Consider the following 24866-nt stretch of genomic DNA (forward strand, 5'->3'; position numbering starts at 1 on the left):
ACACCGCATGAAGAGCTATAAGAAGATCCTGCTGACCGCTGCTGCCTCGCTGATCATCGGCACCCAGGCATTCGCCGCGGAAAAACTACGGATTGGTACCGAAGGCGCCTACCCGCCCTTCAACCTGATCGATGCCAGCGGCAAGGTGGTCGGCTTCGACCTCGACATCGCCCACGCCCTTTGCGCCAAGATGCAAACCGAGTGCGAAGTGGTCACCTCCGACTGGGACGGCATCATCCCGGCGTTGAACGCCGGCAAGTTCGATTTCCTCGCCGCCTCGATGTCGGTGACCGAAGAGCGCAAGAACGCCGTCGATTTCACCGATCACTACTACACCAACAAGCTGCAGTTCGTGGCGCCGAAGGGCGTCGAGTTCAAGACCGACAAAGACTATCTGGACGGCAAGGTCATCGGCGCGCAGCGCGCAACCATCGCTGGCACCTGGCTGGAAGACAACCTGGACGGCGTGGTCGATATCAAGCTCTATGACACCCAGGAGAACGCCTATCTGGACCTGGCCTCCGGCCGCGTCGACGGCATCCTGGCCGACACCTTCGTGCAGTGGGAATGGCTCAAGAGCGATGCCGGCAAGGACTTCGAGTTCAAGGGCGAGCCGGTGTTCGATGACGACAAGATCGCCATCGCCGTGCGCAAGGGTAACGACGAGCTGCGCGAGAAGCTGAACAAGGCGCTGGCCGAGATCATCACCGACGGCACCTACAAGCAGATCAACGACAAGTACTTCCCGTTCAGCATTTACTGATCCAACCGAGCCGAAGCCCGGTCGCCTGAAACTGGCCGACCGGGCTTTGGTGTTTGAGCTTCTATGATTCCTGACCTTCACGGATTCGGTCCGGCGCTCATTGCCGGCACCTGGATGACCATCCAACTGGCCCTCGCCTCCCTGGCGCTGGGGCTGGTGCTCGGCCTGCTCGGCGCCCTCGCCAAAACCTCGCCCTACAGCGCGCTGCGCTGGCTCGGCGGCACCTACTCGACCATCGTGCGCGGTGTCCCTGAACTGCTCTGGGTGCTGCTGATCTACTTCGGCACCATCAGCCTGATTCGCGGTATCGGCGAGTTGTTCGGCATCGAGAACCTGGCGCTCAGCCCGTTCGCCGCCGGCACCATCGCCCTCGGCCTGTGCTTCGGCGCCTATGCGACCGAGGTCTTCCGCGGCGCGCTGCTAGCCATTCCCAAGGGTCACCGCGAGGCTGGCCTGGCCCTAGGGCTGGGCAAGCGGCGCATCTTCCTGCGGCTGATCCTGCCGCAGATGTGGCGCCTGGCCCTGCCGGGTCTGGGCAACCTGTTCATGATCCTGATGAAGGACACCGCGCTGGTTTCGGTGATCGGCCTGGAGGAAATCATGCGCCGCTCGCAAATCGCGGTGACCGCCAGCAAGGAGCCTTTCACCTTCTTCCTCGTGGCCGCCTTCATCTACCTGTGCCTGACCATCGTCGCCATGATCGGTATGCACTTCCTCGAAAAACGTGCCGGCCGCGGCTTCGTGCGGAGCGCAGCATGACCTGGGAAATCTTCATCAAGTGGCTGCCGAGCTTCATAGAAGGCGCCTGGCTGACTCTGCAACTGGTCGGCGTTTCGGTCGTCGCCGGGCTGATCCTCGCCGTGCCGCTGGGCATTGCCCGCTCCTCCCGGCATCTGGCGGTGCGCGCGCTGCCTTATGGCTACATTTTCTTCTTCCGTGGCACACCACTGCTGGTGCAACTGTTCCTGGTCTACTACGGCATGGCGCAGTTCGAGGTGGTGCGCCAGAGTGCGCTCTGGCCGTATCTGCGTGACCCGTACTGGTGCGCGATCATCACCATGACCCTGCACACCGCCGCCTATATCGCCGAGATCATCCGCGGCGCGATCCAGAACGTGCCTCACGGCGAAGTCGAAGCCGCCCGCGCGCTGGGCATGTCACGCGCGCAGGCGCTGCTGCACATCATCCTGCCGCGTGCGACCCGCATCGGCCTGCCGGCCTACAGCAACGAAGTGATCCTGATGCTCAAGGCCAGCGCCCTGGCCAGCACCATCACGCTGCTGGAACTGACCGGCATGGCACGCAAGATCGCCGCACGTACCTACCTGCACGAGGAAATGTTCCTCACTGCCGGCCTTATCTACCTGCTGATTGCCTTCATCCTGATGCAGGGCTTCAAGCTGCTGGAACGCTGGCTGCGGGTCGACGCCTGCCAGGGCCGCTGACTCCCGCACTGCCTCCTTGCGCAAGGAGGCAGTGACCCTTTGACCGCTCCGGCTGAATCCCGCCGTCACTCTGCGGTCAGACGCAGATCCCGAACCCTTACGAGATTCCCCATGCCTGTCGATATCCAACGCATCGAAATGAACCAGCTCGCCTGCTGGCGAGTACGCCGCGGTGAGGACGAACTGCTGATCGCCGAACAGGGCGCGCAGATCCTCAGCTATCGCCAGGGCGATGCGCCGCCGATCATCTGGCTCAGCGAGGAGGCCGCCTTTCAGCAGGGCCAATCGGTACGCGGTGGCGTACCCGTGTGCTGGCCATGGTTCGGCGATCTGGCGCGCAACCCACAAGAGATCCAGGCGAGCTACCACGGCGAGCAACCCGCGCCCTTCCACGGCCTGGTGCGCGCCCTGCCCTGGCAATTGCGGGAGCAGCGCGGCGAAGGCGATACGGCGATTCTCGAGTTCCACTTGCCGCAGGCGCTCGGCGCACTGCCGGGCTGGCCGCACCGGGTCGAACTGACACTGCAGATCCGCCTGGCCGACGAGCTGGAGCTCAGCCTCAGCAGCCGCAACGTCGGCACGGAGGCAGTCACCATCAGCCAGGCCCTGCACAGCTACTTCGCCGTCAGCGACATCCATCAGGTCCGCGTCGAAGGCCTGGCCGGCTGCCCCTACATCGATACGCTGCTGGATTGGCAGCAGTGCCGGCAGCAGGACGGCGACCTGGCGTTCAACGGCGAAACCGACCGCATCTACCAGCAGCTGCCGACAACTCTGGAGCTCATCGACCCGGCATGGAAACGCAGTATCCGGCTGACCACTCGCGGCTCGCGCTCCGCCGTGCTGTGGAACCCCTGGATCGACAAGGCCAAGCGCCTGTCCAGCTTCGCCGACGACGCCTGGCAGCGCATGGCCTGCATCGAGACGGCCAACGTGCTGGACGACGTGGTGGTATTGCAGCCCGGCCAGCAGCACCTGTTGGGCGTGTCAGTCACCGCAATCCCCGCGCTCTGAATTGCCGAATACGATCGGCTATAACAGCGCCAATCATCTTTCTGTGATCGAGTAGATAGTTGCATGTAAGTGATGACTTACATGCAACTGGACTATTTCGCACAAGTTCAAATAGATCGCAGAAGCAAATTTCCCGACAGTTTTGAATTAGTTCCGTCGGCTGCCGGCTAATATTTCCCACTGCAACAGAGATCACACTTCTCGCCTTGAATGAGGCATACCCCCCGTCTAGGATGCCCACCCCATAAGGCCCTGTGCAATTTGTTGCGCAGGGAAAGTGCGCAAGAAGTTGCGCACCTCCTTTCTCGGAAACATGCCGCTCTTAAATATTCGGCAGTTTCAAAGTTCACGGATCGAACTTGAGCGTCACGGAAGACCCAATGCACGCCAGCGCACTCAGCAAGCATTATCTGGAACTTGCCAGAAAGCCGGTCAATGACAGCAATTTCGCTGGCGACGATATTCGCTACAGCAGCGAATTCGAATTGCTCGAGGCTGAACTGGCCAAGGCCGGAGCATTGCACCAGACCACCGGCATCGACTGGCAGAAGGTCCGCGAAGGCAGCGAGATGCTGCTCGCCTCGCTGTCCAAGGACCTGCGCGCCGCCGCCTGGCTGACCTGGAGCCTGTTCCAGCGCGAGTCTTTCGCTGGACTACAGGCCGGGCTGAATTTGCTGCAGTACCTGTGCAGCAATCACTGGGCCGAACTGCATCCACGCAAGCCACGCACCCGCGCCGCCGCGATCAACTGGTTGCTGCCGCGTCTGGAACAGACCTTTTCCGAAGACGTGCCGGTCGGCGAACAGCTGCCGCTGTTCCGCAGCCTGGCCGAGCAACTGCATGCGCTGGAGCAGTGCCTGTCCGGTCATCTCGGCGAAGACGCACCGCTGCTGTTGCCGCTTTGCCGCCAACTCGACGGCATGGTCAAACGCGCCAGCTCGGGGCAACCGCAGCCCGGGACAGTAGGCGCAGCCATCGCCCAGGTGAAGCAGGTCGCCAGCCAGGTCTTCGCCCCCGGCTCGCCGATCGAGAACGACAAGGAAGCGCTCAAGGCCGTGCGCAACCTGCAGGAACAGGCACGCCCGCTGACCGCCTGGTGGCTGAAGCAACGCACCAGCGATCTGCGCCCCCTGCGCCTGGCGCGAACCCTGCTCTGGCTGAGCATCGACAGCCTGCCCGAGCACAACAGCGAGCAGATCACCGCGCTACGTGGCGTACCCGCCGACAAGCTGGCCAGCTACCGCGAACGCTTCGCTCAGGGGCAGTACGCCGACCTGCTGGTGGACCTGGAAAACAGCACCGCGCGCGCGCCGTTCTGGCTGGACGGTCAGCGCCTGGCCTGGGAGTGCCTGCAGGAGCTGGACGCCGCGCAGGCCATGACCGAAGTCGAGATCCAGCTCGCGCTGTTCCTACAACGCGTACCGCGTCTGGAAGAGCTGTACTTTCACGACGGCACCCCGTTCGCCGACGCCGAAACCCGCGCCTGGATCAGCGGCCAGGTCATGCCCCATGTACAGCCGGCCACGGCCGCCAGACAGGAAGAACCGCCTGTCACCGGCACCGCACAACCGAGCTGGGAGCTCGCGCTGCAAGAGGCCGTTCCGCTGTTGCGCAAAGAAGGCCTCAAGCCTGCCGTGCAACAGCTCAAGCAGGGCCTGGCTCGCGCCCGCGGCGGCCGCGAGCGCTTCTTCTGGCAGCTGAGCCTCGCCCGCCTGTGCTACCAGGCCAAGAAATACGAGCTGGCCAAAACCCAGCTCGAAGCACTCGACCAGCAGCTCGAGGCCAGTGGCCTGGGCAGCTGGGAACCCGATCTCGCCCTCGAGGTACTGCGCCTGCTGCACAGCTGTTGCGAGCTGCTGCCGCAGAACCACGCCGTGCGTGAAAGCAAGGATGAGATTTACCGCAGGCTGTGCCACCTCGATCTCGAAGTGGTGCTGGACTAACCGCAAAGGAGAACACCATGGCCAAAGAAGGCTCGGTTGCACCCAAGGAACGCATCAACGTCACGTTCAAGCCGGCCACCGGCAATGCTCAGGAAGAGGTCGAGCTGCCCCTCAAGCTGATGGTGCTGGGCGACTTCACCCAGCGCGCCGACGACCGCAAGATCGAGGACCGCAAGCCCATCGCCATCGACAAGAACAGCTTCGACGAGGTCCTGGCCAAGCAGGAGCTGAACCTGACCTTCGGCGTGCCGAACCGTCTGCAGGACGAGCAGACCGACGACGAACTGGCCGTGCAGCTGCGCATCAATTCGATGAAGGACTTCAACCCGGCCAATCTGGTCGAGCAGGTTCCGGAGCTGAAGAAACTGATGGAACTGCGCGACGCCCTGGTCGCCCTGAAAGGCCCGCTGGGCAACGCCCCTGCCTTCCGTAAAGCCATCGAAAGCGTACTCGCCGACGACGATTCGCGTGACCGCGTACTCGGCGAACTGGGCCTGGCGGCCAAAGAGAAGCTGGACGCCTGATATCACCGACAAGGAAGCACATCTACATGACCACTAGCGCAGCCGCCGTCGAGCACGGCAACCACCTCGCCGAAGGCGGCATCCTCGACCGCATCATCGCCGAAACCCGCCTGACCCCGGACGACGAGGCCTACGACATCGCCAAGCGCGGCGTCTCGGCCTTCATCGAAGAACTACTCAAGCCGCAGAACGAAAACGAGCCGGTGAAGAAGGCCATGGTCGACCGCATGATCGCGGAGATCGACGCCAAGCTCAGCCAGCAGATGGACGAAATCCTTCACCACCCGCAGTTCCAGGCCCTGGAGTCGTCCTGGCGCGGCCTGAAGCTGCTGGTGGATCGCACCAACTTCCGCGAGAACATCAAGCTCGAGCTGCTCAACGCCTCCAAGCAGGACCTGCTCGATGACTTCGAGGACAGCCCGGAGATCGTTCAGTCCGGCCTGTACAAGCACATCTACACCGCCGAGTACGGCCAGTTCGGCGGCCAGCCGGTCGGTGCGCTGATCGCCAACTACTTCTTCGACCCCAGCGCACCCGACGTGAAGACCATGCAGTACGTCGCCAGCGTCGCGAGCATGTCTCATGCGCCCTTCATTGCCGCTGCCGGCCCGAAATTCTTCGGCCTGGAAAGCTTCACCGGCCTGCCGGACCTGAAGGATCTCAAGGATCACTTCGAGGGCCCGCAGTTCACCAAGTGGCAAAGCTTCCGCGAGCAGGAAGATGCCCGCTACGTCGGCCTGACCGTTCCGCGCTTCCTGCTGCGCAACCCCTACGACCCGGAAGACAACCCGGTGAAGAGCTTCGTCTACAAGGAAAACGTAGCCGGCAGCCACGAGCACTACCTGTGGGGCAACACCGCCTACGCCTTCGCCAGCCGCCTGACCGACAGCTTCGCCAAGTTCCGCTGGTGTCCGAACATCATCGGCCCGCAGAGCGGTGGCGCGGTCGAGGATCTGCCGCTGCACCACTTCGAGAGCATGGGCGAGATCGAGACCAAGATCCCGACCGAGGTGCTGGTTTCCGACCGGCGCGAGTACGAGCTGGCCGAAGAAGGCTTTATCGCCCTGACCATGCGCAAGGGCAGCGACAACGCCGCGTTCTTCTCTGCCAACTCGGCGCAGAAGCCGAAGTTCTTCGGCAACAGCGAGGAAGGCAAGACCGCCGAGCTGAACTACAAGCTCGGTACCCAGCTGCCCTACCTGTTCATCGTCAACCGCCTGGCGCACTACCTGAAGGTGCTGCAGCGCGAGCAGATCGGTGCATGGAAGGAGCGCACCGACCTCGAGCTGGAACTGAACAAGTGGATCCGCCAGTTCGTCGCCGACCAGGAGAACCCCAGCGCCGAAGTCCGCAGCCGTCGCCCGCTGCGTGCCGCCCAGGTCAACGTCAGCGATGTCGAGGGCGAACCGGGCTGGTACCGCGTCAGCCTCAGCGTGCGTCCGCACTTCAAGTACATGGGCGCGGATTTCACCCTGTCGCTGGTCGGCAAGCTGGACAAGGAATAAGCACTTGAACGGATACGGCAGCCTCTTCGAACGCCTCGGTGGTGACGCCGCGCGACGTTCCGGCTGGAGCCGCGAAGTCGCGGCGATGGCCTCGGTGGCTGCCCATCTGGCCAAGATGCTCAGCACCCGAGCGGGCAGCGTCCAGACGCTGCCCGACTACGGGTTGCCCGATCTCAACGATATGCGCCTGTCGCTGCACGACTCGCTGCAGCAGGCGCGTATCGCCATCGAGCGCTTCATCGAAGCGTACGAACCCAGGTTGACCCAGGTGCGCGTGCTGTCGCTGCCGCGAACCCACGATCCACTGACGCTCGCCTTCACTATCGAAGGCCTGCTGGAAGTGGATGGCCTCAAGCGCCAGGTCAGCTTTTCCGCCAGCCTGGATGGCAGCGGACAGGTCAAGGTCCAGTAAGGAGACAACGGATGTCCGGCAAACCCGCAGCCCGCCTCGGCGACCCCACCGCCTGCCCGAAGACCGGCCACGGCACCAACCCCATCGCCGCCGGCTCACCCGACGTGCTGTTCGACGGTCTGCCGGCCGCGCGCATGGGCGACGCTTCCGCCTGCGGCGGTGCGATGGCCAGCGCCGTGATCCCCAACGTGCTGATCGATGGCAAGCCGGCGGCGGTGGTGGGCAGTGTGGGTAATCACGGCAATGTCGTCACCGCGGGCTCGGGTACGGTGGTCATCGGCAGCAGCCACAGCGCGGCGCCCTTCCTCGCGCCTGCCGCCCTTGGAATTGCCAAGGCAGTTACTGCGGCGGCCGCTGCTGCCGAGGCCTTTCGCTCATCTGAACCGATAGCCCGCGCCTGGCAGGAAGAGCCGGGTGACCTCGCGCCGTTCGCCCTGGAAGAGGAAGACGAAGAAGAGGAGCTGGTCGAGCAGCCGCAGCAACAGGCGCGTCAGGGCATCACCCTGCGAATCGGCGTGTTCTTCGACGGCACCGGCAATAACCTGGCCAACGCCGCCGTCACCGAAAAGTGTCGCCAGGACGATCTGACCCTGCTGGACGAGCGCACCCTTGGCGAAGTCGTTGACTACTGCCGGGCGCATGGCTTCGGCGGTAGCGAAGGCAACGGCTTCTTCACCCAGACGCCGGACAACAGCTACGGCAACGCGCCGAGCAACGTGGCGCGGCTATTCGACTTGTACCAAGACGATGCGACCCGGAGCCTGGCTAAGGACGAGCGTAGCGCCAGCATCAAGGCGTATCTCGAAGGCATCGGCACCAGCAGCGGCGAGGAAGATTCGGTATACGGGCAAGCGACGGGCATGGGTGACACCGGTGTCGTGGCCCGGGTGATGCAAAGCCCGCAGAAGATCCAAGAGTCGCTGGACCGCCTGCTGGGTAATCACCCCAACCTGGAGATCAAAGGGTTGGAATTCGACATCCTTGGATTCAGTCGCGGGGCTGCTGCGGCTCGTCACTTCGCCAACGAAATACTCAAATCGGAAAGCGGCATGCTGGCGAGTTTATTCAATGCGCAGGCACCTGGGTTTAGCGCGGAATTCGACTGGGCCACCAACGTTCAGATTAACTTCATCGGTCTGTTCGATACGGTGGCGGCCGTGGCCGACCCGTTGAGTTGGGACTTCAGCCCTGCGGACCACCACAATCCAGGTGTCAACCTGTACCTCCCGCCAGATTGCGCGCGCAAAGTGCTTCAGCTGAAGGCCCGTGATGAGATGCGCTGGAACTTCGCGCTCAATAGCGTGACCCCACATCATCAAGAGATAACCCTCCCCGGCGCGCACTCGGATATCGGTGGGGGCTATCTTCCGCTCGTTCAGGAAAAGCTGATCCTCAGTCGTCCGGTCAGTTCCACGGTACCCGCGGGTATACCCACTGAGCGTACTCACGCGTGGCGCGAAACCGAGCGCCAGTATGAAAAATGGAAGGCTCTCGGACTGCCGGAGGATCAGCTTAAAAAAGAGGTTCGCCGCATCCGCAAACTCCACCCCCGCGGTGTCAACCATCCGCCGGAGGATTGGGTGTTAGGGCTGGTAACTATTGACCGTCAGATACGCGGCGAGCTTTCACTGGTGTATTTACGTGTGATGCGAAACCTCGCTTCGCAACACGGAGTGCCCTTACGGCCTATACAGGACAGGGATCCCGCATTGGCGCTCCCATCCGAACTCCAACATATCTACTTCAAGTTGATGGCTTATGCCGAGGGCGGCCGGTACGAGCTTGATGTACATGAAGAGCATCTACTTCGATCGCGATATATTCACTTATCCGCTCACTGGAAGCCCACCAGCGGACTGCTTATCAGCAAGCCTGCGCCCAATGTGCGCTTGGTCTACAACAACAAGCCACAGCAGGGCTATCCCGAATGAAAACTCTTGTTCTCGCTTGCGCAATCCTTTTGCTCAGCGGCTGCACCAGCAGCCAGGCCCAACCGAAACTCCCCTATAACGCCTGGTATGTCGGTGTATTCGCACCTGAACACATGGAAGTCTGGGTGGAAAGCGTGGATGTGATCGACCGCCGGGGGCTGGCCTACGAGCGCGTCAGTGGCGGGGTCCCGTCCTATACAGGCAAGGTCGACGGCTGGCCCAAGCATCCAGCGGGGGGCGCAGGCAAGGACCTGCCAGGCATTGATCTGCCGGAGATCATTTTCGTGCGTTGGCAATCGCTGGTCGAACCACAGACCTACAACGTACGCATCAATATTCCCGAGTGGGTGCGCGAGGAGATGCTTAAGCCTCAACGCGGCTATTGCCACTTTCAGGGCAAGTGGTTGGATGGACAATTTCGAAAAGACATCACCATCGGACTGGCCCCCGGCGGTATCGCCAAGGCCTGGGTCGGCGGTCCCTGCCTGCAGTCCATCGAAATCGGTCGGTTCCACGCCGCGGTTAGCAAAGTCGGACCATATGGCGGGAAATCCGATGGGCACTACTACTTCCTCTCGGAAAAAGCCAAGGCCTACATCGAGCAACACGGGGTGCCCTATGGCTCGTGGTAAACCTTCCTCCCGTTGCGCCCGCCTGGCGCTCGCCGCCCTCGCGCTGACATTGGCCGCCTGCACCAACACTTCCCCACCGCCGCGCGAACTGGCCGGGCGCTACGAACTGGTCGGCGTGATGGAAATGGGCTCACAGCTGCTGCTCCAGGAACAGGGCACGTTCGAGGCGGTGCTCTACTACGGCAGCCTCGACATCCAGGGTCGAGGGCACTGGGCAATGGTGGACGGGCAGATCGAGTTGCGCGAACGCGGGCCGAGGGCCTTTTTCGACGGGATGAAACTTGTGCCAAGCGGCAACTGCCTGCTCGTGAACATGGACACCTCCACGGGATGCTACCGCCGACGCTAGGAGCCCCGCCGCGCAAGCGCGCCGGACACGAAACGACAAGGATGAATCGTTAGACATGTCTTTCAACCATTACTACCAGAGCGAGCTCACCGCCCTGCGCCAGCTCGGCAAGCGCTTCGCCGAGCGCAGCCCGGCGCTCGCGCCGTTCCTCGGGCAGGCCGGGCGCGACCCGGATGTCGAGCGGCTGCTCGAAGGCTTCGCCTTTCTCACCGGGCGGCTGCGGCAGAAGCTCGACGACGAGCTGCCGGAGCTGACCCACTCGCTGATGCATCTGCTGTGGCCGAACTACATGCGTCCGCTGCCAGCCTTTAGCATGCTGCAGTTCGATCCGCTGAAGCGCCCCGGCCCGGCGCTGACGGTGCCGCGCAATACGCCGGTGGAATCCAATCCTGTGCAGGGCGTGAGCTGCTGCTTTCGTACCGCCTACGCCACCGAGGTGCTGCCTCTGGCGTTGCAGGCGTTGGAGTATTCGGTCAAGGGCACCGGTGCGCTGCTCAGCCTGCGCCTGCAGATGAGCGCCGATGGCAATCTTGGCGAGATCGGCCTCAGCCATCTGCGCCTGCACCTGGCGGGCGAGCCCTATATCAGCCAGCTGCTCTACCTCAGCCTGTTGCGCCATCTGGGCGGCGTCGAGCTGGTGCTGCTGAACGAACAGGGCCACCCGCTGACCGGTCCCGATGGTCGCCCGCTGACGCCCTTGCAGCTCACCGCCAAGCAGCTCGAACCGGTGGGATTCGCCGAGGATGAGGCGCTGATACCCTACCCGCTCAATACCTTCCGCGGTTATCGCTACCTGCAGGAATATTTCGCCTTCCCCGACAAGTTCCTCTTCGTCGACCTCAAGGGCCTGGAGATCATTCAGCGCATTCCGGACGACATACTCAAGCAGGCCCGCGGTCTGGAGCTGCGCTTCGACATTCACAAGACCGGCGTGCAACGCATCCGCCCGACGCTGGACAACGTGCGCCTGTACTGTACGCCGGTGGTCAACCTGTTCCCGCACGATGCCATCCCGATCCGCCTGGACGGCAAGCAGGACCAGTACCTGCTGCTGCCGGCGGAGTACGATGAGCAGCAATGCGGCGTGTTTTCGGTGGATCGGGTCACCGGCTGGAAACCCGGCGGCATGGGCTACGAAGAATACGTGCCGTTCGAATCCTTCGAGCATGATCCCAGCTTCGATGTGCCGGTGGCGCGCCCGCACTACAGCGTGCGCCAGCAACCTTCGCTGCTGGGCGAAGGGCAGGAAACCTGGCTCAGCTTCGGCCTGCGCAACCTCGATCAGCACGAGACGCTGTCCATCGAGCTGACCTGCACCAACCAGAACCTGCCGCGCCAGCTTAAGCTCGGCGACATCTGCAAGCCCTGCGAAGACACCCCGGAATTTCTCAGCTTCCGCAATATCTCGGCGGTCACCCCGAGCTACGCCCCGCCGCTGCAGCGTGACTATTTGTGGAAGCTGATCAGCAACATGTCGCTGAACTACTTGTCATTGGCCAACGTCGAGGCGCTCAAGGTGATCCTCGAGACCTACGACCTGCCTCGCTATTACGACAAGCACGCCGAGAACGTCAGCCGGCGGCGCCTCGGCGGCCTGACTCACATCGCCCACCAGCACGTCGATCGCCTGCATCGCGGGCTGCCGGTGCGCGGCGTACGTACCGAACTGACCATGAACCAGGACGGCTTCATTGGTGAGGGCGATCTGTTCCTCTTCGCCTCGGTGCTCAACGAATTCTTCGCCCTCTACGCCAGCCTCAACTCGTATCACGAGCTGCGCGTGCAGAGCACACAGGGAGAGGTGTACCAATGGACGCCGCGCATGGGTCAGCAACCGCTGCTCTGAAACCGCTCAATCGCGGCATCCGCGAGTACAGCCTGTTCCAGGGTGTGCTGCTGGTGCTCGATCGCCTGCGCCAGCTCAATCCCGGTCTGGATGACGAGGCGCTCTATGAACGGCTGGAATTTCAGGCCAACCCGAGCCTGGGCTTTCCCGGCAGCGATATCGAGCAGGTGCAGTTCTTCCAGGAGCACGACGAGTGGCGCGCGCGCCTGCGCATCAACCTGGTCAGTCTTTTCGGCGCTGGCTCGCCACTGCCGGCCTTCTACGGCGAACAGGCGCTTGGCGACAGCGAGGACGGCAACCCGACCCGCGACTTCCTCGACCTCTTCAACAACCGCCTGCAGCGCCTGCTGCTGCCGGTCTGGCAGAAGTATCGCTACCGCGCCCGCTTCACCAGCGGTGCCCATGACCCCTTCTCGGAGCAGCTGTTCGCCCTGGTCGGGCTCAGCGGCGAGGCTATCCGCAGTGCGCCGGAACTGAACTGGAAGCGCCTGCTGCCCTATCTCGGCCTGCTCAGCCTGCGCGCGCACTCGGCCGCATTGATCGAGTCGGTGCTGCGCTACTACTTCAAGCACGCCGAGTTGAACATCGAGCAATGCCTGGAGCGCCAGGTGGCAATCCTCGACGAGCAACGCAACCGCCTCGGTCTGGCCAACAGCCAGCTGGGCGAAAGCCTGGTGCTCGGCGAGCGGGTCCGCGACCGCGGCGGCAAGTTCCGCATCCATATCCGCCAGCTGGACTGGAATCGTTTTCACGAATTCCTGCCCATCGGCAGCGGCTACCAGCCGCTCTGTGCGCTGGTGCGCTTCACCCTGCGCGATCCGCTGGATTACGACCTGCGCCTGGAGCTTCGCCCGGACGAGATCCGTGAACTGCGCATCGGCGCCGACAACAACTGCCGCCTCGGCTGGACCAGCTGGCTCGGACGCGACCGCGCCGACGGCTTGGTCACTCTCGGCAGCAAGACCCATTAAGGAAGATGAAAATGATCAATGTCGATCTGCAACAACTGGTACAGGCGCTGGACGCCGAGACCAAGCGCGATCTGGAAGGCGCCGCCGAACGCTGCGTGATCCGTGGCGGCAGCAAGATTCTCGTCGAGGACCTGCTGCTTGGCCTGCTCGAGCGTCCCGATGGACTGCTCAAGCGAGCCTTGCTGGATGCCGAAGTCGATGCAGGCGCACTGGCGCAGGCGCTGCAACCGCGAGGCGAGCACAGCGAGTCGCGTAACCCGGTGTTTTCCACCGAACTGGTGCAATGGCTGCAGGACGCCTTGCTGGTGGCCAGCCTGGAACTCGGCCGGAGCCAGATTGACCAGGCCGCACTGATTCTCGCGCTGCTGCGCAATCCGCTGCGCTATGCCGGCGGTCATTACCAGCCATTGCTGGCCCGGCTGGACGCCGAGCGCCTGCGCGACTTCGCCCTCAGTCAGCAGCCGCAGGCCGCGAACGGCAAGCAGCCAGCCAGTGGCGAATCCAACCTGGCGCGCTTTACCCACAACTTCACCCAGCAGGCCCGCGACGGCAAGCTCGATCCGGTGCTCTGCCGCGACTCGGCGATCCGCCAGATGATCGACATCCTTGCCCGGCGGCGGAAGAACAATCCGATCGTGGTCGGCGAGGCCGGGGTCGGCAAGACCGCCATCGTCGAAGGCCTGGCGCTGCGCATCGCCAGCGGCGAAGTGCCTGCGGCACTCAAGGGCGTCGAGCTGCTCTGCCTGGACCTGGGTCTGCTGCAGGCCGGCGCCAGCGTGAAGGGCGAATTCGAACGCCGGCTGCAGGGTGTGATCGACGAAGTGAAGGGCTCGCCGAAGCCGATCATCCTGTTCATCGACGAGGCGCACACCCTGATCGGCGCCGGCGGCCAGGCCGGCAGCGGCGATGCAGCCAACCTGCTCAAGCCCGCATTGGCGCGCGGCGAGCTGCGCACCATCGCGGCAACGACCTGGAGCGAGTACAAGAAGTACTTCGAGAAGGACCCGGCCCTGGCCCGCCGTTTCCAGCCGGTGCAACTGCACGAGCCGAGCGTTCCGGAAGCCGTCACCATCCTGCGCGGGCTGGCGCCGGTCTACGAAAAGAGTCACGGCATCTACCTTCGCGACGATGCGGTCACCGCCGCCGCCGAGCTGTCGGCGCGCTACCTGGCGGGCCGGCAGCTGCCGGACAAGGCCGTCGACGTGCTGGATACCGCCTGCGCGCGGGTGCGCATCAGCCTCGCCGCTGCACCCGAGGCGCTGGAACGCCTGAGTGGCGAAGTCGCCGAAGGCGAGCGCCAGCGTGAAGCCATGCGCCGCGATCTGGCCGCTGGCCTGCCGGTCGACGCGGCTGTCCTCGAGCGGCTGGAGCAACGTCTGATCACTGCAGGGGATGAAATCGAGCAGCTCGAATCCCGCTGGACCAGGCAGCGCCAGCTCGCCGAGCGCCTGCTCGAGCTGCGCAAACGCACCGCCGAAGCCCGCAGCGATGCAAACGAGGACGGCGAGGCCCCATCGCTCGATGAGCTGGAGGCCGAGCTGCGCACCGTGCAGGCCGAACTCGCCGCAGCCCAGGCCGAGCAGCGACTGGTCAGCCATGAGGTCTGCCCGCGCCTGGTGGCAGAGGTGATCAGCCACTGGACCGGCGTGCCGCTGGCGCAGCTGGCCCGGGAGCACAACGCCCAAGTCGCCAACTTCTCCGCCGATCTGCGCGCCCGCGTGCGCGGTCAGGAACAGGCCGTGGAAGCGCTGGATCGTGCCATGCGCGCGGCAGCGGCCGGGCTGAACAAACCCGACGCTCCGGTGGGCGTGTTCCTGCTGGTCGGCCCCAGCGGGGTCGGCAAGACCGAGACCGCCCTCGCCCTGGCCGACCTGCTGTATGGCGGCGAGCGCTTCCTCACTGTGATAAACATGTCCGAGTTCCAGGAGAAGCACAGCGTTTCCCGCCTGATCGGCGCGCCTCCGGGTTATGTCGGCTACGGCGAAGGCGGCATGCTCACCGAAGCGGTACGGCAGAAACCCTACTCGGTGATCCTGCTCGATGAGGTGGAGAAGGCCGATCCGGATGTGATGAACGTCTTCTATCAGATCTTCGACAAGGGCGTGGCGAATGACGGCGAGGGCCGCGAGATCAACTTCCGCAACACCCTGATCCTGATGACCAGCAACCTTGCCAGCGAGCGCATCGCCAGTTTCTGCAGCGCCGGGCAGCGGCCGGCGGCCGAGGATCTGGAACTGGCGATCCGTCCGCAGCTGTCGCAGCACTTCAAGCCGGCCCTGCTCGGGCGCATGCGCGTGGTGCCCTACTACCCGATCGCCGGCGAGGTGCTCGACGAGCTGGTCGCGCTCAAGCTGGCACGCTTCGGTGAGCGCCTGCAGCGTCGCCAGCTGCAGTTCAGCCATTGCCCGGCATTGGTCACGCACCTCTCCGAGCGCTGCGGCGACAGCGACAGCGGTGCGCGCCTGATCGACCATCTGATCGAGCAGCACCTGCAACCGCTGGTGGTGGACCGGCTGCTCGATGCCATGGCCAGTGGCGAGCCGCTGCAGCGGGTACATGCCACGCTGGATGGCAACGGCGCGCTGGTCTGTGAGTTCGCCTGAGATGTCCGCGATGTTCAATCAGGTGCCACAGCCGCTGCGCTATGCCGAGGCCCTGCTGGGTCGCTTCGCCGGGCTGGCGCGCGCGGCGAATGCCGACAGTCTGCTCGGTGGGCTGGTGGAAACCGCGGCGCAGCTGAGTGACTGCCAGCTCAGCCAGCTCTATCTGCTGGACGCCACCCATACCCGCCTGACGCTCTCGGCCGAGTGGCACAACGGCCTGCTGCAGCCACGCGAAGCCACCAGTCTGCCGAGCGATTATGACGGTGAGCAGCTGCTGCAATACTGCCTGTGCCAGAACCAGACCCTCTGTCTCAGCGAACTGGATAGCAGCTTGCATGCTTCGGGTTTCCTGCCGGATAGCCCGAAACCGTGGCGTAGCCTGCTCTGCCTGCCGCTGCAGGACGAGCAACAGCGCGTCGCCGGCCTGCTGCTGACGGCCAGTACCGAGTCGCGCGAGCTGCACGGCTTCAGCGGTTCGCTGGCCCAGCTCGGCGCCTTCGGCCTCGCCCAGCTGCATCTGCTCCAGCGCCTGCGTGCACCCGGGAGCACCGCGCAGCCCGCCGCACCGGTCAGCCCCTGCGCCAGCGGTTACGGCCTCATCGGCGACAGCTCGCGCATGCGTGCGGTCTACCAGCTGATCGGCAAGGTTCTGCACAGCCCGGTCAACGTGCTGCTCACGGGAGAAACCGGCACCGGCAAGGAACTGGTAGCGCGCGCCATTCACGATTGCGGGTTTCGCCGCAGCAAGCCCTTCATCGTGCAGAACTGCGCCTCGCTGCCTGAGCAGCTCTTGGAAAGTGAGCTGTTCGGCTACCGCAAGGGCGCCTTCACCGGCGCCGACCGCGACCGCAGCGGCCTGCTCGATGCGGCGGACGGCGGCACGCTGTTTCTCGACGAGATCGGTGACATGCCGCTGCTGCTGCAGGCCAAGCTGTTGCGCGTGCTGCAGGAAGGCGAAGTGCGCCCGCTGGGTTCCACCGAAACCCACAAGGTCGACGTGCGCATCGTTGCCGCCACCCACCGTGACCTGCGCAGCCAGGTGGAAAACGGCCTGTTTCGTGAGGATCTGTTCTACCGTCTCTCGCACTTCCCCATCGAACTGCCGCCGCTGCGCGAGCGTGACGAGGACATCCTGCGCCTGGCCCGGCATTTCGCCGATAAGGCCTGCGCCTTCCTCCAGCGCGATCTGTGTCGCTGGTCCGACGCCGCGCTCGAACGTCTGGCAGGCTATGCCTTCCCCGGCAACGTGCGGGAATTGAAAGGGCTGGTGGAGCGCGCCGTGCTGCTCTGCGAGGGCGGTGAGCTGCTGCCGGAACACTTCAATCTGCATGTGGAGGCGAGCCTGGACAGCAGCCTGAACCTGCGCGAACGCATGGAGCGGGTCGAACGCAGCCTGCTCATGGATTGCCTGCGCAAGAACGGCGGCAACCAGAGCCAGGCCGCCCGCGAACTCGGCCTGCCACGGCGCACGCTGCTGTATCGCATGGAACGGCTGAATATCAGCCCGGCCGATCTTTAAGGAAGGAAAGACGCCATGTTCAACCCAGCCAACCAGGCCCACTTCACGCTTTCCCTTGAAGGCATCGAGCACGACTTCAAGGTGCTCGAATTCCAAGGCCGCGAGGCCATCAGCCAGCCCTATCACTTCGACCTGGAACTGGTCAGCGAGCGCCCTGATCTGGACCTGGAAAGCCTGCTGCATCGCCCGGCCTTCCTCGCCTTCGCGCCGGATGGCAGCGGCATCCATGGGCTGGTACATCAGGCCGCCCAAGGTGAATCCGGCAAGCGCCTGACCCGCTACCGCCTCACGCTCGTGCCGCAGCTGGCCTACCTCGCCCATCGCACCAACCAGCGCATCTTCCAGCACTTGAGCGTGCCGCAGATCGTCGCCCAGGTACTTGAGGAGCATGGTATCCAGGCCGATGCCTACAGCTTCCAACTCGGCCCGGTTATTTACCCACCGCGCGAATATTGCGTGCAGTACGACGAGACCGACCTGCACTTCATCCAGCGCCTGTGCGAGGAAGAGGGCATCCACTATCACTTCCAGCACAGCGCAGCCGGTCATGTGCTGGTCTTCGGCGATGACCAGACGGTCTTCCCGAAGCTCGCTGCCACCGCCTATCAGCAGGACAGCGGTCTGGTCGCCGACCAGCCAGTGATCAAGCGCTTCGGCCTGCGCCTGGAAACCCGTACTAGCCGGGTCACGCGCCGCGACTACGACTTTGAAAAGCCGCGCCTGACCATGGAGGCCGCGTTCCACAGCGATTTCCAGCCGGATCTCGAGGACTACGACTACCCCGGTCGCTTCACCGAGCGCGCCCGCGGCAAGCACCTGTCGCAACGCGCCCTGGAGCGCCACCGCCACGATTACGAACTGGCCGAAGGCGAGAGCAACCAGCCGCAGCTGGCGAGTGGGCATTTCCTCCCGCTCGGCGAACACCCGCGCAGCGACTGGAACCAGCTCTGGCTACTTACCGAAGTGCTGCACGAAGGCAAGCAGCCACAGGTGCTGGAGGAGTCGGTCACCAGCCATGTCGATAGCGGCGACGGCTTCGTCCAGGGCTACCGCAACCACTTCAGCGCCACGCCCTGGGACATCCCTTTCCGTCCGGCCCTTCTCCATCCGAAGCCAAAGGTGCTCGGCAGCCAGACCGCCGTGGTCACCGGCCCTGCCGGCGAAGAGATCCACTGCGACGAGTACGGACGGGTGAAAGTCCAGTTCCACTGGGATCGCGAAGGCCAGGCCGACGACAAGACCAGCTGCTGGCTGCGCGTCTCCTCCAGCTGGGCTGGCGACCGCTACGGCGGCATCGCCATCCCGCGGGTCGGCATGGAAGTACTGGTGACGTTCCTCGAAGGCGATCCCGACCAGCCGCTGGTGACCGGCTGCCTGTACCACAAGGAGCATCAGGTCCCCTACGACCTGCCGGCCAACAAGACCCGCACGCTGTTCAAAACGCTGAGCTCACCCGGTGGTGGTGGCTACAACGAACTGCGTATCGAAGACCGTAAGGGCGCCGAGCAGATCTACCTCCACGCCCAGCGCGACTGGGACGAAAACATCGAGCACGACCAGAAGATCCGCGTCGGCCACGAGCGCCACGACACCGTTGAAGCCAACAGCTACAGCGAGTTCCGCGCCGAAGAACACCGCACCACCAACGCCGACCGCAAGACCGAAATCTGCACCAACGACCACCTCACCGTCGGCAACAGCCAGCACATCAAGCTGGGCAACGGTCAGTTCGTCGAAGCGGGCAACGAGATCCACTACTACGCCGGCAGCAAGGTCGTCATCGACGCCGGCATGGAACTCACCGCCTCAGGGGGTGGCAGTTTCCTCAAGCTCGACCCCAGCGGGGTGACGCTGAGCGGTGCGACGATCCGGATGAATTCGGGTGGCGCAGCCGGAAAGGGCTCGGGGCTGAAGATTCTGGCGCCGGTGATGCCATGGTTGGCGACCAGCGCCGTTGCCGGCAACCTCACCTTGCCTGCCTTGATCAACATGTCGCGGCAACTCAAACAGGCCGCGGCCGCCAAGCTGCTGTTGGTCAAGCAGTGCGGAATGCAAGCCGATGGCTCATGCCACTTGGAGGTTTGCCCATGCGGCAAGAATGCGAGCACGGCCTGATGCAGGCTGTAGAAGAACCGGACATCGAGCGAGACGACCTCTATCTGCTGCTCGATAGTGCTGCATTACCGGCTCTGCAGATCATCTACCAGCACGACGACGAACCCCGCCTGGAGCCGCTGTACCGAGGTACGCGCCATGAATCCATGCTGGAATGCAGCCCCGTGCTGTACAGCCTCGCGGGGCAGCATCTGATGTGGCAGAACCGGGAGCGCTGGCAATCAGCAGGGCTGCTGTTGGAAAGCGCGGCGAGCATCGATGATCTGGCGAACCATTTGCGCAGCCTTCTCAGCGTCAGATTGCCCTCCGGTGAACTGGCATTCTGCAGGTTCTACGACCCGGCCTTGAGCGAGCGCTTCTTCGACAGCCTCACGCAGGAAGAGCTGGGCGCTTGGCTCGGCCCGATCAGCGGCATCGGACTGACCACCGAGCAGAGCGAATGGCGAGGTTTCACCACAAACCAGATTTCTCTCGGCAGAACGGCTGACGACGAGGGCTGGTTTGCGCTCCGTCCCGAGCACCTCGCTCATTGGCAACAACAGGAGCGACAGCGATTCATCCAGCGCCTGATCAGCCATTTTTCTGCAGACAACTTTCATGAAAAGTCCATCCCGGAGCTGGAAGCGGTCGTCAAGCAGCGCGTGCACGAAGCCGAGGCATTCGGTATCGAGGCCGAACGGCACCTGTTCGCTTACGTTGAATTAGCGCTGCAGTTTCCCGATGCCATCGACAGCCCCGAGGTTCGAACGGGGCTGACCGACAAGGAAGAACCTGCCGAGCACCGGCTGGCTCGAATCGAAGCCAGCCTGCTTGGACTGCACGGATAAAGCGAATGGAATACACGATACAGAGGGGCGACACCCTGACTCGGATCGCCAGCGATCACGGCACCACCGTCAGCAGCCTGTTACGCCTGAACCCGCAGATTGAAAACCCCAACCAGATCCAGGCTGGCCAGGTCTTGCGCATGCCCGCGTCGAGCAGCCCGGCGCGCGCCGGCTGCACCGCGGGACAGATCATGCAGGACAGCCAGTGCAGCAGGGCTGCATTCGACGTCGCCTTCTACTGGAACGAAGAGGTGCAGAGCCGCCAGGCGATCTATGAGGCGATCTACGGACGTGAAATGCACTTCCTCCACCGCTCGTTGTTCCAGCGTAACAACGAGCATCTCAACGAAACGGTCCTGCCTGGCGAGATCGTCATCATCTCCAACATGCCGCGCACCGACGCCGACCGACAACGCCTGGAAGACCTCAGGGAACAGGCCCGGCTCGCAAGTGAAGGCATTCAACAGCTGTCACCCGCCGAAGCCATGACGGTCAAGCGGCATTTGGAAGTTCTGGACTACGTCTCGTTGGAAACCGTCGCATCCCACCAGAGCACCGCGCTGGGTGTACTGAGTGCCGCAGCCGGACGCCAGCTAGGGGACGTCAGGAGCACGCTGGAAAAGATCAACGTCGCGTATGTCGACGAGCTCAGCCGCACCGGAAACCCCAACCGATTCTCGCCGGAGTTCTATGCGAAGCGTCAGCAGCTATTCGGCCAGCTGAATCATTCCCTTGGCCGCCTGACCCTTTCAACTGTCAATATCCGTAATTACGACAGCATCAAGACCACGCTCGGCCTATCTACAAAATCAATCCTGCATAATGCTTCTGCGATTACTGAAAGAGGCGAAGTTCCGCAGCTTGGGCAACGCATCAATACGGTTTCGAATTGGGCGAAGGGCGCTAGCCGCTTAGGCTATTTGGGCATCGCCATCGACGGAGGCGTTCGATTGAATGCGATTCAAGAAGCCTGCACGGTGGGCAATGACCAAGCCTGTACCCAAACTAGCTTCAAGCAGGTAACCGGATTCTTTGGCAGTGCGGGCGGGGGTGCCGTAGGAGGTTTCGCAGGTGCCAAAGTAGCGACTGCCGTGGTGGGAGGAATTGCACTTGCGTTCGGTGTCACGATTGGAGCTCCTGTCCTCGCAGTGATCGCAATCGCTGGCGCCGCTGCCGGCGCTTATTACGGAGGGTCTGAAGGCGGCAGTTTTGGCGAAGAGGTGGGCACTATTATTTATCGGGGAATTTACTGATATGAACGAAGCCTCGGTGCTTGGGCGAATCTTCTATCTCGGGTGGCTGCTACTATTCGTAGCCGGAGGCATTAATGGCATTTATATCTGCTTCCACGGAATTCGTCGGCTCGACCCGTACTTCTCTCGCCTGCCCAATGTCAAGTGGGAATCCTATAGCCCATTTGATACGTTCTGCCGAATGCACCGATATAGTTTTCTTTACGCATTCGGTGTGACTCGACCAAAGGTAAGCCGCCCTATAACTGCTTGGCTTTACTTCACCTGCATAACACTTACCGTGTACTGGATCAGCATGTTTATCGGCTTCCTTCGCCATAAATTCGATATAAATATTATCTCCTGATTGCAAACTGCATCGACTGCAATCCTTTTCGGGCCTATAAATAAGCCAACTGGCAATGAGCGGGGTGTAGTGGCGTTCGAGCTCCACCGCTCACTAACCGTTCGGCAGACAAAAGCGCACAAGCGATGAACGGGCAGGGATTAAGCCGCGCGAAGTGACAAAATGACATCACAGCTACGGGTGCAGCCCTTCCGATCCGATGATCAGAGTCACTTTCATGTCCGCCAATCGCCGCTACTCCATCATCCTCGACCACACCGGCCAAGTCCTGCTCGAGCAGGCCTCACTTGAGCAGGTCGAGGCATTCTGGGACGCCAATGATGCCCTTTACTTCGGCCTGCGCATCGAAGACGCGCAGAGCGATCACGCTCGCGTGTTCGTCACCGATGAGATTCCCGAGGATGAAGACATCGTGCCTGCCTGAGGTGGCGATCAAGGTCAGTGCTAGCGAATTCCCCACAGGTGATCGAGCGAGAGCCGGCCGGCGCCTCGACCTATCAGCAATAGCAGCAGCGCCGCCCAGCTCAGGTGAGTCGACCAGGCGTCCGGGTAGACGAACAGCTGGATAACCAGCGTCATCAGCAGCAGCGCCAGCGCCGACAGCCGCGTGAGCAGGCCGAGCACCAGCAGCAGCGGGAACAGATGCTCGGCATAGGTCGCCAGGTGCGCCGCGATGGCCGGCGGCAGCAAAGGCAACGCGTATTCGCTGCGAAAAAGCTCGAACGTGCCGGGAGTGATGTCCAGCACGCCGCTCACCTTGGTGCGCCCGGAGAGCAGGAAGATCGCCGCGATGGCCAACCGTGCCGCCAGGTTCAGCAGCGAATCACCGAGCAGCTGCTGTAATCCCTGGGCGACCGCGTTCCATTGTTGACGCAAACGCAGCGGCAGGTTGTGCATGGCGTTCATGACGGTTTCCTCATGTGGATGGCGTCGGCGGCACCAGCGCAGCGAACGCACCCGCCGCCAGCAGCCGGCCGAGCAGGTCGTTGAAGTCGAGTTGCGGCTGGACCGCCAGCGCCAGTTCCGATGCCTGCTCCAGCGACCGGCCAGCGGCACAGGCATCGAGAAATGCACAGCCGGCGTGTTCGAGTGGCTGCCAGCCGATACGCCCGGCGCTTCGGCTCAGCAGTACCCCCTCGCCTTGCCAGACCAGTTCTGCCGACACCACGCGCCCGTCGCGGGTGCAACTCCAGATACTGAAAACCGGTAGTTCGGCGAACCACCGCCAACGCAGCGCATCGCGTGGAACGAGCGTCTGCCGGGCCAGTTGCTCCGGGGTTTGTGTCGTCAAGCCAGCAAGGGCGAGAACGGGCTGCTCCATGGCGCTGAATACCTCGAGCCAGAGCCGATCCAACTGCGCGACACCAGACAGATAGGGCAGCTCCCGCGCCGGTTCGAAGCCCTGCAGGAACGCCGGAAAATCATCACCGTACTCAAGCAACGGGCCACTGCGCGGCGGCATCTGGCGCGCGTACAGCGTCGCGGCGGCGGCAAACCACTCCTCCCCCACTAGTCGTTCGACGGTAGGAAAATTGGCGCGCAGCGCATCGACACAGCCTTTGGCCAGAGTGTTGCGGTACACGGCGAAACCCGGCTGCCCGACCAGCGCAGCGACCTCGCCCGCCGCACTATCGGGCGCGCCGGTCAGCGCCGCGACGAAGGCATCCTGAAATGCCGCCAGCGAGCCGCTCATTGCCATGCTCTCACTTCATCGAGCACCTGCTGGGCGCGAGTGCGCTCGGCCAGCAGCGTCTCGAAGGGGGGCAGCTTGTCGTCGCGCTCGATCAGCGTCGGGCGCGGGCCGATACGCTCGATCAGGTGCCGATAGAGCGCCCAGACCGCCGCGTCCACCGGTGCATCGTGAGAGTCGATCAGCAGCGAGGATGCGTCATCCTGGCTGTGCCCGGCCAGGTGGACCTCCATGATTGGCGCGGCGGGAAAGCGCCGCAGGTAGGCGTCGGCATCGAAACCCAGGTTATGTGCGCTGACCTGCACGTTGTTGACGTCCAGCAGCAGGCCGCAGCCGGTGCGCTGGCTGAGCTCGGCGAGAAAGTCGATCTCATCCCACTCATGCTGCTCGAAGCGCAGGTAGTGGCTGGGATTCTCGATGGCAATGCGCTGCCCAAGTACCTCCTGGGTGCGCTCGATGTTCGCCGCGACCCGCCTCAAAGCCGCCGTTGTCCGCGGAAATGGCAACAGGTCGGGATGGTAGTCGCCGCGCCAGCTCGACCAGGCCAGGTGTTCGGAGATCAGCGCCGGCCGCACACGCTCGGCCAACGCCTTGAGTCGCTGCAGGTGCGTCTCGTCCGGCGCACAGTCGGCGGCCAGCGAGAGCGACACACCGTGCAGCGACAGCGGGTGCCGCGCGCCCACTGCCTCCAGCCAGTCAAGCCGCGGTCCACCGCCGACCATGTAGTTTTCCGGATGAACCTCGAACCACAACCCATCCGCCACGCAGGCGCAGGCGTCCGAGTAATGCTCGGGTTTGAGCCCTAGTCCTGCTCCGAGAATCTGCACGGCCGGCACGCTACGCTCAGCGTTCGACCGGCGTCAGCGAGCCCATTCCCTTGGGCGTCTCGATCGAGGTGCAGGTACCGGCGGGCACCAGTTTCCAGGCGTTGCCCTGGTAATCGCGCTTGGAACTGCCGGCGCAGCTGGTGCCGGCACCGGCCTTGCAGTCGTTCTGTCCGGCCAGCGCGACGCCGTAGCATTTTTCCATGTCGCCTTTGTCGTTCTCGCCTGCCTGAGCGCCCGCGGCGATCGAAGCCAGGGCAATGGCGGCAGCCGCAAGGTTGAGAGTCTTCATATTGGATTCTCCGCAATCGTTGAGTGGCCATCGACGGATCTGCAGATGGCTCCTGAGGTAAT

At 63.4% G+C, this 24866-nt stretch carries 23 protein-coding genes; 19 read left to right on the forward strand and 4 right to left on the reverse strand.

Annotated elements, in window-relative coordinates; all coding sequences use genetic code 11:
• Positions 1-7: 7 nt before the first annotated feature.
• From OUY36_RS21230 to OUY36_RS21320, 19 genes are all read left to right on the forward strand, one after another.
• Positions 8-763, forward strand: a complete 756-nt coding sequence (locus tag OUY36_RS21230) for an ABC transporter substrate-binding protein (RefSeq protein WP_267935934.1) — start codon at positions 8-10, stop codon at positions 761-763.
• A 63-nt stretch (positions 764-826) separates the two neighbouring features.
• Positions 827-1522: an ABC transporter permease gene (locus OUY36_RS21235; protein ID WP_063540140.1), complete on the forward strand. Its 696-nt coding sequence runs from the start codon at positions 827-829 to the stop codon at positions 1520-1522.
• Positions 1519-2208, forward strand: coding sequence for an ABC transporter permease (locus OUY36_RS21240; protein ID WP_063540141.1), 690 nt, complete (start codon positions 1519-1521; stop codon positions 2206-2208). The genes OUY36_RS21235 and OUY36_RS21240 overlap by 4 nt, the downstream gene beginning before the upstream one ends.
• A 111-nt stretch (positions 2209-2319) precedes the next feature.
• Positions 2320-3222: a D-hexose-6-phosphate mutarotase gene (locus tag OUY36_RS21245; RefSeq protein ID WP_267935940.1), complete on the forward strand. Its 903-nt coding sequence runs from the start codon at positions 2320-2322 to the stop codon at positions 3220-3222.
• Positions 3223-3602: 380 nt separating this feature from the next.
• Positions 3603-5165 carry a type VI secretion system protein TssA gene (gene tssA / locus OUY36_RS21250; RefSeq protein WP_267935943.1) on the forward strand — a complete coding sequence of 521 codons (1563 nt, stop codon included), beginning with the start codon at positions 3603-3605 and terminating at the stop codon, positions 5163-5165.
• Between the two features lie 17 nt (positions 5166-5182).
• Positions 5183-5689 (forward strand): type VI secretion system contractile sheath small subunit, encoded by a 507-nt coding sequence (tssB, locus tag OUY36_RS21255; protein WP_008567243.1) that lies wholly within the window; start codon positions 5183-5185, stop codon positions 5687-5689.
• A gap of 26 nt (positions 5690-5715) precedes the next feature.
• Positions 5716-7194 carry a type VI secretion system contractile sheath large subunit gene (gene tssC, locus OUY36_RS21260; RefSeq protein WP_003303357.1) on the forward strand — a complete coding sequence of 493 codons (1479 nt, stop codon included), beginning with the start codon at positions 5716-5718 and terminating at the stop codon, positions 7192-7194.
• 4 nt (positions 7195-7198) lie between these two features.
• Complete coding sequence (tssE, locus tag OUY36_RS21265; RefSeq protein WP_003303358.1) at positions 7199-7606, forward strand: type VI secretion system baseplate subunit TssE; 408 nt, start codon at positions 7199-7201, stop codon at positions 7604-7606.
• 11 nt (positions 7607-7617) lie between these two features.
• Positions 7618-9537, forward strand: coding sequence for a PAAR domain-containing protein (locus tag OUY36_RS21270; RefSeq protein WP_267935948.1), 1920 nt, complete (start codon positions 7618-7620; stop codon positions 9535-9537).
• On the forward strand, positions 9534-10169 hold the full coding sequence (locus OUY36_RS21275; RefSeq protein ID WP_156244899.1) for a DUF2931 family protein: 636 nt from the start codon (positions 9534-9536) through the stop codon (positions 10167-10169). Before OUY36_RS21270 ends, OUY36_RS21275 begins: the two co-directional genes overlap by 4 nt.
• A complete protein-coding gene (locus tag OUY36_RS21280) occupies positions 10156-10518 on the forward strand; it encodes a hypothetical protein (protein WP_156244898.1) in 363 nt (120 codons plus the stop codon). The genes OUY36_RS21275 and OUY36_RS21280 overlap by 14 nt, the downstream gene beginning before the upstream one ends.
• Before the next feature lie 55 nt (positions 10519-10573).
• Positions 10574-12364, forward strand: a complete 1791-nt coding sequence (gene tssF, locus OUY36_RS21285; protein ID WP_267935951.1) for a type VI secretion system baseplate subunit TssF — start codon at positions 10574-10576, stop codon at positions 12362-12364.
• Positions 12328-13335 (forward strand): type VI secretion system baseplate subunit TssG, encoded by a 1008-nt coding sequence (gene tssG / locus OUY36_RS21290; protein ID WP_267935954.1) that lies wholly within the window; start codon positions 12328-12330, stop codon positions 13333-13335. The genes tssF and tssG overlap by 37 nt, the downstream gene beginning before the upstream one ends.
• An 11-nt stretch (positions 13336-13346) precedes the next feature.
• Positions 13347-15938, forward strand: coding sequence for a type VI secretion system ATPase TssH (tssH, locus tag OUY36_RS21295; RefSeq protein WP_267935957.1), 2592 nt, complete (start codon positions 13347-13349; stop codon positions 15936-15938).
• Between the two features lie 10 nt (positions 15939-15948).
• Complete coding sequence (locus OUY36_RS21300) at positions 15949-17457, forward strand: sigma-54 interaction domain-containing protein (protein WP_230724137.1); 1509 nt, start codon at positions 15949-15951, stop codon at positions 17455-17457.
• A 15-nt stretch (positions 17458-17472) separates the two neighbouring features.
• Complete coding sequence (locus OUY36_RS21305) at positions 17473-19572, forward strand: type VI secretion system Vgr family protein (RefSeq protein ID WP_267935960.1); 2100 nt, start codon at positions 17473-17475, stop codon at positions 19570-19572.
• Positions 19500-20399, forward strand: coding sequence for a DUF4123 domain-containing protein (locus OUY36_RS21310; protein WP_267935962.1), 900 nt, complete (start codon positions 19500-19502; stop codon positions 20397-20399). The genes OUY36_RS21305 and OUY36_RS21310 overlap by 73 nt, the downstream gene beginning before the upstream one ends.
• A 5-nt stretch (positions 20400-20404) precedes the next feature.
• Complete coding sequence (locus tag OUY36_RS21315; protein WP_267935964.1) at positions 20405-21652, forward strand: LysM peptidoglycan-binding domain-containing protein; 1248 nt, start codon at positions 20405-20407, stop codon at positions 21650-21652.
• Positions 21653-22215: 563 nt separating this feature from the next.
• The gene (locus OUY36_RS21320; RefSeq protein WP_125867397.1) at positions 22216-22422 is read left to right on the forward strand and encodes a hypothetical protein; all 207 of its coding nucleotides are present in this window, start codon (positions 22216-22218) and stop codon (positions 22420-22422) included.
• A gap of 20 nt (positions 22423-22442) precedes the next feature.
• On the opposite strand, the gene OUY36_RS21325 is transcribed toward OUY36_RS21320, so the two are convergent.
• Genes OUY36_RS21325 through OUY36_RS21340 form a run of 4 tightly spaced genes read right to left on the reverse strand, consistent with a single transcriptional unit; the run spans position 22443 to position 24804 of the window.
• Positions 22443-22904: a DoxX family membrane protein gene (locus OUY36_RS21325; RefSeq protein ID WP_125867399.1), complete on the reverse strand. Its 462-nt coding sequence runs from the start codon at positions 22902-22904 to the stop codon at positions 22443-22445.
• 10 nt (positions 22905-22914) lie between these two features.
• Complete coding sequence (locus OUY36_RS21330; protein ID WP_267935967.1) at positions 22915-23691, reverse strand: HvfC/BufC N-terminal domain-containing protein; 777 nt, start codon at positions 23689-23691, stop codon at positions 22915-22917.
• Complete coding sequence (bufB, locus tag OUY36_RS21335; protein WP_436785591.1) at positions 23688-24515, reverse strand: MNIO family bufferin maturase; 828 nt, start codon at positions 24513-24515, stop codon at positions 23688-23690. The genes OUY36_RS21330 and bufB overlap by 4 nt, the downstream gene beginning before the upstream one ends.
• Positions 24516-24531: 16 nt before the next feature.
• Positions 24532-24804 carry a BufA1 family periplasmic bufferin-type metallophore gene (locus tag OUY36_RS21340; protein WP_003281904.1) on the reverse strand — a complete coding sequence of 91 codons (273 nt, stop codon included), beginning with the start codon at positions 24802-24804 and terminating at the stop codon, positions 24532-24534.
• Between the last annotated feature and the right edge of the window lie 62 nt (positions 24805-24866).

It is taken from the genome of Stutzerimonas sp. R40042 (assembly GCF_026642215.1).
GTDB classification, from domain to species: domain Bacteria; phylum Pseudomonadota; class Gammaproteobacteria; order Pseudomonadales; family Pseudomonadaceae; genus Stutzerimonas; species Stutzerimonas frequens.